This window comes from Aquimarina litoralis, assembly GCF_039523995.1.
In the GTDB taxonomy this organism is placed as follows: domain Bacteria; phylum Bacteroidota; class Bacteroidia; order Flavobacteriales; family Flavobacteriaceae; genus Aquimarina; species Aquimarina litoralis.
Genome location: NZ_BAAAGE010000001.1, coordinates 1,098,258 through 1,110,266 on the forward strand (window position 1 = coordinate 1,098,258; position 12,009 = coordinate 1,110,266).

General features: G+C 34.1%; 10 protein-coding genes and 1 pseudogene. 10 read left to right on the forward strand and 1 reads right to left on the reverse strand.

The features are described from left to right. The first annotated feature begins 9 nt into the window (after positions 1-9). The 7 genes from ABD077_RS04325 (at position 10) to ABD077_RS04355 (ending at position 7,759) form a co-directional block, all read left to right on the forward strand. Positions 10-1,671 carry a DUF4381 domain-containing protein gene (locus ABD077_RS04325; RefSeq protein WP_343910832.1) on the forward strand — a complete coding sequence of 554 codons (1,662 nt, stop codon included), beginning with the start codon at positions 10-12 and terminating at the stop codon, positions 1,669-1,671. A gap of 2 nt (positions 1,672-1,673) precedes the next feature. Beyond that, on the forward strand, positions 1,674-2,678 hold the full coding sequence (locus tag ABD077_RS04330; protein WP_343910835.1) for a vWA domain-containing protein: 1,005 nt from the start codon (positions 1,674-1,676) through the stop codon (positions 2,676-2,678). Between the two features lie 11 nt (positions 2,679-2,689). Further along, positions 2,690-3,196: a flavodoxin family protein gene (locus tag ABD077_RS04335; RefSeq protein WP_343910837.1), complete on the forward strand. Its 507-nt coding sequence runs from the start codon at positions 2,690-2,692 to the stop codon at positions 3,194-3,196. 97 nt (positions 3,197-3,293) lie between these two features. Then, the gene (locus ABD077_RS04340; RefSeq protein WP_343910839.1) at positions 3,294-4,328 is read left to right on the forward strand and encodes a vWA domain-containing protein; all 1,035 of its coding nucleotides are present in this window, start codon (positions 3,294-3,296) and stop codon (positions 4,326-4,328) included. Between the two features lie 18 nt (positions 4,329-4,346). After that, positions 4,347-5,225, forward strand: a complete 879-nt coding sequence (locus tag ABD077_RS04345) for a tetratricopeptide repeat protein (protein WP_343910841.1) — start codon at positions 4,347-4,349, stop codon at positions 5,223-5,225. Positions 5,226-5,229: 4 nt separating this feature from the next. Continuing rightward, on the forward strand, positions 5,230-6,996 hold the full coding sequence (locus ABD077_RS04350; RefSeq protein ID WP_343910844.1) for a BatD family protein: 1,767 nt from the start codon (positions 5,230-5,232) through the stop codon (positions 6,994-6,996). Positions 6,997-7,009: 13 nt separating this feature from the next. Beyond that, positions 7,010-7,759 carry a tetratricopeptide repeat protein gene (locus tag ABD077_RS04355; protein WP_343910846.1) on the forward strand — a complete coding sequence of 250 codons (750 nt, stop codon included), beginning with the start codon at positions 7,010-7,012 and terminating at the stop codon, positions 7,757-7,759. 2 nt (positions 7,760-7,761) lie between these two features. Here ABD077_RS04355 and ABD077_RS04360 read toward each other — a convergent pair whose 3' ends face one another. Then, positions 7,762-8,967, reverse strand: a complete 1,206-nt coding sequence (locus ABD077_RS04360) for a DUF418 domain-containing protein (protein ID WP_343910848.1) — start codon at positions 8,965-8,967, stop codon at positions 7,762-7,764. A gap of 182 nt (positions 8,968-9,149) precedes the next feature. Between ABD077_RS04360 and ABD077_RS04365 the strand changes: the two genes are divergently transcribed. The 3 genes and pseudogenes from ABD077_RS04365 (at position 9,150) to ABD077_RS04375 (ending at position 11,885) form a co-directional block, all read left to right on the forward strand. After that, entirely contained in the window at positions 9,150-9,482 is a 333-nt protein-coding gene (locus ABD077_RS04365) for a hypothetical protein (RefSeq protein ID WP_343910850.1), read from the forward strand. A gap of 109 nt (positions 9,483-9,591) precedes the next feature. Beyond that, a complete protein-coding gene (locus tag ABD077_RS04370; RefSeq protein ID WP_343910852.1) occupies positions 9,592-11,151 on the forward strand; it encodes a SulP family inorganic anion transporter in 1,560 nt (519 codons plus the stop codon). A gap of 102 nt (positions 11,152-11,253) precedes the next feature. Next, a pseudogene (locus tag ABD077_RS04375) lies at positions 11,254-11,885 on the forward strand (carbonic anhydrase family protein). Positions 11,886-12,009 lie beyond the last annotated feature (124 nt).

Below are 12,009 nucleotides of genomic sequence, written 5' to 3' on the forward strand. Positions count from 1 at the left end.
TAATTAAGAATGAAGAATTATAAATTACTAATTATAGATAACAATATCAGTTTTCCATTTTTTGGAAAAACTACCAAAACGTTATTGCTACTGTTTTTTATGGTCTTGGGAGGATTTCAAATCAATGCCCAAGTAGTTACTAGCATTGATTCTACGTCTATTTTAATTGGAGAAGAGATAAGATATAAAATGCAGGTTGAATCTGATTCTTCGGAAATTGTAATTTTTCCAGAAGGTCAGACCTTCTCTCCGCTAGAAGTAATAGAATCTTATAAAACGGATACGACCAAAAATGGTAAAAAGTTTAATCTGATTAAAGAATATGCATTAACCCAATTCGATTCCGGGTTTTATACCATTCCAAGGCAAAAAGTAATGATAGGAGATCGAGTGTTTTTTACGGATTCCCTAAAAGTACAAGTTCGGGATGTATTGGTAGATACTACCAAGCAGAAGATGTATGAGATTAAGCCTTTGGTAGAGGTGGATGCTTCTTTTTTTAATTGGAAAAAATACCTATGGTGGATTTTAATCCCATTAATCATAGCAGGTTTGATTGTCTTTTTCGTACTGAGAAGAAAAAAGAAAAAAGAGGCTCAAGAAGATGAATTACCACCTTATGAAAGAGCAATTCTTGCATTACGAAGGATAGATGAGTCTCACCTTTTAGAACAGGATTCTCATAAGGAGTATTATTCTCAATTAAGTGATACCGCGCGTAAATATATAGACGAGGAAGTTTATGATCATGCGATGGAAAGTACCACCGATGAGTTAATTGCTCGTCTGGATGAAGAAATCAAAAAAGGTTCGTTAAATCTAGATAAACAAACTATCGAAGAGCTTAAAACCGTTCTTAAAACTGCGGATATGGCTAAGTTTGCCAAATCCAAACCTGATATCGGTACCGCAAAGGCTGATAGAAATGTGATAGAAAGAGTTATTAATGAAACTAAAGAAGCAATTCCGGAACCTACAGAAGAAGAATTATTAGCCGATGAAGAGTACCGAAAAGCTACTGCCGAGAAAAGATTAAGAAAGAGAATCATATTCGGAAGTATTGCTGGTTTTGGTGTTATTGTAATCACTTTAATGATTTTTATCTTCGTAAAAGGGTATGATGTCGTAAAGGATTCTTTACTTGGTCATCCTACAAAAGAATTGGCAGAAACCGAATGGATTAGTAGTGCGTATGGTGCTCCTCCAGTTACCATTTCTACGCCAAAAGTGTTAATCAGAAATAATTTTCAACTAACAGAAGAGCAAAAACAGATTTTAAAAGGAAATGAAACCTTCGTATACGGAAGTTTAATAGGAAACTTCTTTATCTCTGTTTCGACCGTACAGTATAATCAGAAAACTGAGGTGGATCTTAATAAGGTGGTAGAAGGAGTAGTAGGTAATTTTGAGTCTCAAGGGGCAAAAAATATTACGGTGAAAGATGAAGAATATGAAACTTTAGCCGGAGCCAAAGGCATAAAAGTATACGGTAGTTTGGAGGTAATGAATTCCTTGACTAAAAAAGAGCAAAAAAGCGATTATTTAATGCTCAATTTTGCGGAAAATGGAGGCTTTCAACAAATAATGGTCGTTTTTAATAAAGAAGACCGTTATGCCAAGGATGTGGCTCAACGTATTATAAACTCAGTAGAACTTAGAAATGCCAAATAAAAATGTTTGAAAATTTTACATTTGAAAATCCACAGTTTTTTTGGTTGTTTTTAATACTACCACTAGCAATTGCTTGGTATATATGGAAAAGGAATAAGCAGCAAGCCGAGTTAAAAATATCCAGTATAAAAGGATTTAAGGCATCTGGTAGCTTACTTGCAAAATTAAGACCCTTATTGTTACTGTTAAGATTGATAGCAATGACATTAATTATCATAGCGCTAGCAAGACCTCGAACGGTTGATGTATCAACCAAAACAAAAACTACGAGAGGAATCGATATTGTAATGGCAATTGATGTTTCTGCGAGTATGTTGGCCAGAGATTTACGACCTAATCGTTTAGAAGCACTAAAAGATGTAGCAGCCGAATTTATTCAGGGAAGACCTAATGATAGAATTGGATTGGTAATGTATGCCGCAGAGAGCTTTACAAAAACGCCTATTACCAGTGATAAGTCTATTGTGCTTAGTGCAATGAAAGAAATCGAATACAACAATTTGTTGGAAAACGGTACTGCTATTGGAATGGGATTGGCAACCTCTGTTAATCGATTAAAAGATAGCAAAGCCAAGAGTAAAGTAATTATACTGCTAACCGATGGATCTAATAATGCTGGTTTTATTGACCCTAAAATCGCTTCAGAGTTAGCGGTAGAATATGGGATAAAAACCTATACGATTGGTTTAGGAACAAACGGTATGGCATTAGCGCCTGTAGCGATTAGACCTAATGGAACTTTTCAATACGGAAACGTAAAAGTAGAGATAGATGAAGAGCTTCTTAAAGAAATAGCTAAGGTTACAAAAGGAAAATACTTCAGGGCAACAGATAATAAGAAACTGGAGCAGATATATGAAGAGATTGATAAGTTAGAAAAGACAGATGTAGAAGAGTTTAAGTTTTACAATTACGAAGAAAAGTTTAGACCCTTAGTACTATTAGCAGGAATCTTATTACTGTTTGAATTTCTTTTGAGATTTACTGTATTTAGAAGTTTTGTATAAAATTTAGAAGTTTGAAAAAAGGAATTATTATTCAAGGAAGTTCTAGAAGTAATGGAGATACACATACTGTTGTTTCTTATTTGGAGAATGTAACTGGATTTGATGTAATAGACCTTAATCAAAGAGATATCAACTATTTTGATTATGAGTTTCAGAATAAAGATGATTTTGAAATTATATTTAAAAATATGGTTCAGAATTATCAAACCATTATACTCGCAACACCTGTATATTGGTATACGATGAGTGGCGTTATGAAGGTTTTCTTAGATCGAATTTCGGATTACTTATATAGAGAGAAGGATTTTGGGCGTATGTTAAGAGGAAAAGAAATGGCTATGATTAGTTGTAGTAATGATGATGATCGAGTAGAAGAATTTAGTATGCCGTTTTCGAGAAGTGCTGCTTACTTGGGAATGGAATATGTAGGAGATGTGCATGCTTGGATAAAGAGTAACGAGCTTTCTTCGGAGGTAAAAGAAAAAATAAATGCATTTGCATTAAAAATTAAAGGTTAATAAAAGCAGGTTGAAGAGAAGTGAAATGAAATTTTATTTTGTTATTGTAGATATAGAAATCAATCGACTAAAAACCATAAACTAAGAACTATTTAAGATGTACTTATTAGAAGAGAAAATATATTTCTGGTTGTTATTGGTGATCCCGGTACTAATTGTAGTATTTATGGGTGTTTTGATATGGAAGAAAACAACACAGAAGCGATTTGCAGATAAGGAACTATTAAAAAGACTTAGCCCTAATCAATCTGTTTTTAAATCCGTATTGAAAATAGTTGTAATCAGTTTGGCATTTGCTTGTTTTGTGATCGCCTTGGTAAATCCAAAAATCGGAACGAAGCTCGAAACTGTAAAACGAGAAGGTGTGGATGTGGTGTTTGCCATAGATGTTTCTAAAAGTATGCTTGCCGAGGATATTGCTCCAAATAGAATAGAAAAATCAAAGCAATTAGTAACTCAGATCATTAATAATTTAGCGAGTGATCGAGTAGGTATCATTGCATATGCTGCAAGCGCGTTTCCGCAGTTACCTATCACAACAGATTATGGTTCTGCAAAGATGTTTTTGCAGTCTATGAATACAGATATGTTATCTTCTCAAGGAACGGCAATTAATGAAGCTATCGAATTAGCAAAGACCTATTATAACGATGAAGAACAAACGAATCGGGTTTTATTTATAATTAGTGATGGAGAAGATCATGAAGGAAATATTGGTTCTATCGCCGAAGATGCTGCTAAAGAAGGAATTAAAATATTTACTATTGGTGTTGGAACAACAAAAGGAGGTCCGATTCCGATAAAACGTAATGGAATCGTTCAGACATATAAGAAAAATAACCAAGGCGAAACCGTTATTACTAAATTGAATACCACAATTCTGCAAGAAATTGCGGAAGAGGCAAACGGAGTATACATCGATGGTACGAATACCAATGAGGTGATAGAAAATGTAACGGAGTTGTTACAGGGAATGGATAAGAAGGAGTTCGAGGCAAAGCAATTTGCAGACTTCAAGGATCAATTTCAGTGGTTTTTGGGAGCTGGATTATTGTTATTATTTTTAGATGTTTTCTTGTTAGAAAGAAAAACATCATGGGTTAAAAGATTAAACCTTTTTAATGAGGAGTAGTTAAAAAATTAAAATACTATGAGAAATTTACTTATCATATTATTATGTTTTCAAGTAGGAATTACTTTTTCTCAGGAAGAAGATAGAGCAGAGATTATCGCTGAGGCGGATAGATATGTTGCAAATGGAAATGAAGTATTACAAAAAGACGGTAATTTTCCGAAGGCAGAAGGAGAATATAGAAAGGCAATTTCTAAGAATCCTATAGATGCAGTTGCTAAATATAATTTGGCTAATGCCTATTATAATACTGAAAAATACGATGAGGCTAATAATCGTTATGTAGAGGCTGCAAAAACTGCAACTACCAAAAAAGAAAAACATAAGGCTTTTCACAACCAAGGGAATACCTTTATGGAGCAAAAGAAGTACAAGGAAGCTGTAGAAGCTTATAAAAATGCATTGAGAAACAATCCTAAGGATGATGAAACTCGATACAACCTTGCATTGGCAAAGAAGATGTTAGAAAAACAGCAGAACGAGGATAAAGGAGGAGACGGAGATAAGGATAAAGATCAGAATAAAGACGATAATAAAGACAAGGAAAACAAGGATAAGAAAGACGGAGAGAATAAGGAAGATAAGAAAGAAGGAGGCGATGAGAAGGATCAAAAAGGAGATGAAGGAGAAGATAAAAAAGATGAGAAAGGAAAGGATGAAGAAGATAAGCAGGATGATCCTAATGAAGATGGAAAAGAGAAGAAAAAAGATAATAAAGAAGGCGAAGGAAAACCTGAAGAAAAGAAGCAACAACCTCAGCAAGTACAAGGACAATTATCTCCTCAGCAGGTAAAAAGCCTTTTGGAGGCGATGAATAATGAAGAAAGAAAAGTGCAGGATAAGATAAATGCCAAAAAGGCGAAAGGAGCAAAAACAAAAACAGAAAAAGATTGGTAAACTGATGAATATAAGATTAATTTTTGTAGCATTATTTTTAGCAGTTTCCCAGCTAGGTGTGGCTCAGGTGAAGTTCGAGGCCAAAGTGAGCAAAAAGAAGTTGGGTATAAATGAGAGATTGCGTGTAGATTTCGAAATGAATCAGGATGGAGATAATTTTACCCAGCCTAGTTTCAAGGGATTTACCGTTGTGGGAGGACCGAATCAATCTATCAGTAACTCTTGGATTAATGGGAAGAGATCGTATGCAAAGACATTTAGCTATTTTTTATCTCCAACCAAAAGAGGAAACTTTACGATAGGACAAGCAACTATAGAAATTGATGGTCAAGTTTATAAAACGCTACCTGTAAAGGTTCAGGTAACTTCGGCTGTCGAAAAACCAAAAGACGGGAATAATGCCGATTATGTAGCAAGTGAAAATTTACATCTGGTTGCTGAGGTTTCTAAGACAAATCCATACCTAAATGAAGCGATTACTGTAGTGTATAAGCTTTATGTGAGTCCAAGAATTCAAATAAGTAATTTAAGAGAAATTGATAACCCAAAGTATAGTGATTTTTGGAGTCAGGCAATAAAAATAGGTCAATTAAGAGTCGAACGAGGAGAATATAAAGGTGAGCCCTACAATTTTGTAGTATGTGGAAAAACAGTGTTATACCCGCAAAAAACAGGGAAACTAGAGATAGAACCTCTTACCTTATCAATTGCTGTTGATGTTCCTACGAATCGAAGAGATATTTTTGGAGGTAAATTATACTCTACGGTTAATAAAACAGTGGCTGCAGGAACCAGAACTATTAATGTAAAGCCACTTCCGATAGAAGGAAAACCAGATGATTTTTCTGGTGCTGTAGGTTCGTTTGATTTTAAGATAACACCTAATAGAACAGAATTAGATGCAACTGAATCTTTGGAAACCAAAATTCAGGTGTCTGGTAATGGGAATCTTAAATTATTCGATTTACCGAAGTTAAGTGTACCTAATGGTTTAGAACAATATGAACCAGAACATAATGAGAGAGTAAGAACCAATATTACAGGAATGTCCGGTAGTATATCAGACTCATATACATTAGTACCACAGTTCAAAGGAACCTATCCAATTCCACCTGTTTCTTTTTCATATTTTGATTTAAAAACAGAAACCTATAAGCGAATTACTTCTCCAGAGATTGTAATTAATGTGAAAAATGGTCCTGATAGTGGAAGTATTGTAACAAACTCGGAATCTTCAGGAACTACCAAAAAACTGGTAACGCAAACAGGTAGCCAATTTAGATTTTTAAAACTGGACGCCGATTTGGAACCAATCCAAAAAGAGTACTTCTTTAAGTCTACTGGATTTTGGGTAATGCTAACAGCACCTTTACTAGCAATTCCATTGTTTATGTTCTTTGGTAAAAAGAGAGAAGAGCGATTGAGTGATGTTAGTGGAAACAGAGTTCGAAAAGCTGATAAATTGGCAAGAAAATATCTTTCTGAAGCTAAAAAGAACCTAGGAAATCAAAAGGATTTTTATATCGCAATGGAGCGAGCTCTGCATAACTATCTAAAAGCAAAGCTGAATATACAAACTAGCGAGATGAGTAAAGATCGTATCCAACGATTATTAAAAGAAAGAGATGTAGAGGATGCTACCTCAATAGAGTTTATTGCTTTACTAGAGAGTTGTGAATTTGCAAGATATACGCCATCTTCTACTTCAGCAATGCAACAGGATTATGATAAAGCATCTAGAGTGATTGCGGCAATTGATAAACAATTATAAAATATTGATAGTAGTGAAGAATTTAATTACAATAGTTGTTTTTCTAGTGAGTGTTTTGGGCTTAGCGCAAAATGATCAATTATTTGAAAAAGGAAATTCCTTTTATAATCAAGAAAAATATCAAGAGGCTATAGACGCTTATTCTGCCATTTTAGAAAGTGGTCAGGAATCAGCTTCACTATATTACAATCTAGCGAATGCTAATTATAAACTGAGTAATATAGGGCAAAGCATTTATTATTACGAGAAAGCATTAGAACTGAAACCTAATGATGAAGACATAAAGAATAACTTGGCTTTTGCTAATAATGCTACCATAGATGCAATTGATGTAATTCCTGAAGGAGTTATTTCGAGAACTATAAACAGTTTTACGAATATGTTTAGTTTTGATTCTTGGGCATGGATAGCAGTTCTTTGCGTAATCATTTTTGTAGTACTGTTTTTATTGTATTATACCGCACGTATATCTTCCAAAAAAAGACTTTTCTTCTTAGGCTCATGGGTGTCATTACTCATAGCAGTTTTTGCTGTGGTTTTTGCTTTTAAACAATATGGTTACATCACGAATAACCAATATGCCATTATTTTCGCACAAGAAAGTACAGTAAAAAGCGAACCCAACTTAAGAAGTGAAGAGGTTTTTGAACTCCATGAAGGAACCAAAGTAAAAGTTACCGAAACAGTAAATGATTGGAAGAAAATCAAACTACCTGATGGTAAAATAGGATGGATTCCAGCTACAGATTTAAAAGAGCTTTAAAACTACTTTCGGAATCGTTGAATTTTACCTTTGGTAGCACTTCGCCATGCCCATTCTAAAGGACCAAAGTAGAATTTTTGTAACCAGAATTTGCTGATTACGGATTGTATGATGATAAGGACTACAGCTATGATGACCAGGTATACAGTTTGTAATTTACCGATAAGTCCTAATCCCCATCCAAAAAGTAAAAAAGTACCGATTATGGATTGCAACACATAATTGGTAAGTGCCATTCGCCCGTATGACTCAAAAAAAGAGAAAAATCGAATCCATTTTTTGTTTGGGTAGAGCAAAAGAAAACCACACAAAATAATGCCAGTTAAGGCAATATTGGACCAATCAAAGATGTTTATGCCGATAACATGTAGCCAGCTTTTGAAATCTACAGGTTGAGGTGAAATGGCAAATATACCTGCTGTAAGTGCAAGAGCTATCAAGAAAAATATGGAGGCTCGTTTCAGCCATTTTCTAAGTAAGAGTCTTTTCTCCGTTATATTTTGAAATAGAGAAATTTTGCCTAACCATAACCCTATTAGGAAATAACCAAACGTCATATAAAATCTTGCAAATATGCCGATCTGAAAATCTATTTTGTGCAGCATTCCTTGAGTGCCGTTGGTAATAAGAACCTCCGTAATACTTCCTTCTTTCAATGTAGCGATATATGCTAAATTAGTTGCGCTGTTTCCATCCATAATAGAAGGGTGTCCGAAGGCACTTTCATTTCCTAAGATAGCAAAAGCAATAAATCTTGGAATACTGATTAAAAACAATCCAGACACCAGTAGAATCCATTTATTTGATACTCGATAAAATGGAATTAAAAAAGGTGCTAATAAAGCATATATGGTTAAAATATCTCCTTTATAAAATAATTGATGGATATAGCCAATGATCAGCAATAAAAAAGCTCTCCATAAAAAGCGTAACCCAAAATTTTCATTTCGCTTCGATGCGGAGTTCATTTGTATAAAGAAGCTCAATCCAAAAAGAATCGAAAACAATGCAAAGAATTTACCAACAATAAAAAAACCTATGATTCCGCCTAAAATTTGATCAAAAATGGTGTTGGTTACTTCCATAAGACTTTCTGATGGAGGAGATGCAATATATTGCTCATTCATATGAACTAAACAGACACCCGCCAATGCAAAACCTCGTAGAGCATCGATTACTATTATTCTATTTGAAGTCTTATTTTCCAATAGGAATAAAGTTAGCCTATAGTTACTTTTTATACAACGAGGAAAAAGTTAAAAAATGCTAATAATCAGAAGTGTAGCACGAGGGACGTATGTTTTAGGGGTAAATTGTTAATTAATTTTACAATGGATTTAACAGATTTTGAAAGTAATACTATTATTTTTATAATCCATAAAAATTATTTATGCCATCCATAAAAATAAAAATTGCTAAATTTTTGATTATTTCAGGTTTTCTTCTGAACACCTGTAATTATATCTGCAATTTGTTTGACTTTTATGGAGGAGATAGCACTGCAATTAGCTATGCAATCGATGATACCGAAGAAAAATCTGAATCTAATGAGAAAGACGGATCAGAGAAAGAAGATCTGAAAGAAAAAGATAAGATTTCTCAGCATGCAGATAGTAAGCATACAGGTATATCCTATTATAGTATAAAATACTACCCAGATCTGATATATGAAAATCTATCAGTATATCTAGAATATACAACTCCACCACCAGAATTGGGGTAATGTAAACCACACACTTAGGTCGAATAAAACGTATTATTTGACTGAGAAAATCAATTTTTCAATTTTTTAAAAAAATGTAACGACTGTTAACTTCGTTACTTATTATGTTATGAGTAATTCAAAATTATTTCAAAGTTTAAAATCAGACATACCAGCTAGTATTGTCGTGTTTTTTGTGGCGCTACCCTTATGTTTGGGTATTGCCTTGGCTAGTGGTGCTCCTTTATTTTCGGGGTTAATTGCTGGAATTGTAGGAGGTATCGTAGTAGGAGCTATTAGTGGTTCTCAAATCGGAGTAAGTGGACCAGCGGCTGGTCTTGCGGCAATCGTTTTCGCGGCGATTGTTTCTCTTGGATTCGAGGATTTTTTAGTAGCTGTTGTATTAGCGGGAGTTATTCAAATCCTATTCGGAGTTTTAAAAGCTGGTGTTATCGGGTACTTTTTTCCTTCTTCGGTGATCAAAGGAATGTTAACAGGTATCGGTATTATCATTTTCCTTAAAGAGATTCCGTATTTCTTTGGTTATATTCCTCAAAAAGGAGAAGGGTTATTTGCACCAATATACAATTCATTATTAAATATTAGTATAGGTGATACACTGATTGCAGTGGTAGGTTTAGGTATCTTATTATTATGGCAAAATGTATTGTCAAAAAAGGGTAAGATCTTTCAATTGGTACAAGGACCTTTAGTAGCTGTAGTTCTGGGGATTATATTTTATGTAGTCTTCGGAGATTCAGGAAGTTTAGCGATTAGTACAGAAAACCTGGTAAACGTTCCAGTTCCTGCGGATGCAGATTCTTTTTTAGCACAGTTTACCATGCCAAATTGGGAAGTAATTACAAAAACTGAGATCTATGTTACCGCGTTTACTATAGCACTGGTAGCAAGTTTAGAAACCTTGCTTTGTGTAGAAGCAACGGATAAGCTAGATCCAGAAAAAAGAGTAACACCTACCAATAGAGAATTAATTGCACAAGGAGCAGGAAATGTAATATCTGGATTAATCGGAGGACTTCCAATTACACAGGTAATCGTTCGTAGTTCTGCCAATATTCAATCAGGTGGTAAATCCAAAATGTCTGCCATTATTCATGGATTTTTCTTATTAATTTCTGTAATGTTAATTCCAACCTTACTTAATAAAATTCCACTTTCTGTATTAGCAGCAATCTTACTTTTAGTAGGGTATAAATTAGCAAAACCTTCTACGTTTAAAAACATGTGGACTGCTGGATGGAAGCAATTTGTTCCTTTTATCGTTACAGTAGTATTTATTGTATTTAAAGACCTTTTATGGGGAATAGGAATTGGACTTGCGGTAGGAATCGTAATTACACTTATAAAAAGTTACCAAAACTCTCACTTCCTTCATAAGGAGGAAAGCGAAGGCACTTCTAAAATTAAAATGACCTTGGCAGAAGAGGTTACTTTTTTCAATAAGGCGACCATACTAAAAGAGCTTGATGCTTTACCACAAAATTCTTATTTGGAATTAGATGTGACGAAAACAACCTATTTAGATCATGATGTGATCGAAATATTGGATGATTTTAAAGAAAAAGCAAAAAACAGAAACATCACAGTAAAGTTGATATCCCAGCGAGGTACAGAGGAAAACCCTGAAAGTTATATCGACTTTTTCAAGTTAAGACCAAAATTAAATTAATTAACAAAAAGAGTAAGAAATAACCTTATTGATGAATGATAAGATCATTGTTATTTTTAAGGAATTTTCTTTTAACATAAAAAATATTTAAAAAAAGAACATATGAAAGCACATACTAAAGATACACAAGCGGCAATAACGCCACAGATAGCATTACAATTGCTTAAAGAAGGAAACCAAAGATTTCAGGAAAAGCATATGGCAGATAGAGATCTTTTGGATCAGGTAAATGATACCAAATCAGGTCAGTTTCCTTTTGCTACGATTCTTAGTTGTATAGATTCTAGAGTGTCTTCTGAGTTGATTTTTGATCAGGGAATAGGAGACATTTTTAGCGCTAGAGTTGCAGGTAATTTCGTAAATGAAGATATTTTAGGAAGTATGGAATTTGCTTGTAAACTGGCAGGTACTAAATTAGTTTTGGTACTTGGTCATACAGCATGCGGAGCTGTAAAAGGAGCGTGTGATGATGCGAAACTGGGAAATCTTACCGCGTATTAAGTAAGATTAAACCAGCGGTAGCAGCGGTAACAGAACCTGCAGATCCAGCAGAAAGAACTTCTAAAAATATTGATTTTGTGAACGATGTTGCAGAGCAAAATGTGAATATGACAATCCAAAACATAAAAGACCAAAGTGAAGTGCTTAAGGAAATGGAAGAAAATGGTGAGATTATGATTGTTGGAGGAATGTATGACATTAGCAATGGAAGTGTAACATTTTTCGAAAATTAAATAAGATATATATCTTCTAATAGGAGAGGTCTAAAAAGTAATAAGTTCTTGTCAAACTGAGCTTGTCGAAGTTTTTAATCTGATGTTTTTCAAATGATCTTCGACAGGCTCAGACTGACAAATA

Coding starts and splice junctions, on each gene's coding strand:
- ABD077_RS04345 (WP_343910841.1), top strand. CDS start 4,347: ATGAGAAATTTACTTATCATATTATTATGTTTTCAAGTAGGAATTACT.
- ABD077_RS04365 (WP_343910850.1), top strand. CDS start 9,150: ATGCCATCCATAAAAATAAAAATTGCTAAATTTTTGATTATTTCAGGT.
- ABD077_RS04350 (WP_343910844.1), top strand. CDS start 5,230: ATGAATATAAGATTAATTTTTGTAGCATTATTTTTAGCAGTTTCCCAG.
- ABD077_RS04325 (WP_343910832.1), top strand. CDS start 10: ATGAAGAATTATAAATTACTAATTATAGATAACAATATCAGTTTTCCA.
- ABD077_RS04330 (WP_343910835.1), top strand. CDS start 1,674: ATGTTTGAAAATTTTACATTTGAAAATCCACAGTTTTTTTGGTTGTTT.
- ABD077_RS04340 (WP_343910839.1), top strand. CDS start 3,294: ATGTACTTATTAGAAGAGAAAATATATTTCTGGTTGTTATTGGTGATC.
- ABD077_RS04370 (WP_343910852.1), top strand. CDS start 9,592: ATGAGTAATTCAAAATTATTTCAAAGTTTAAAATCAGACATACCAGCT.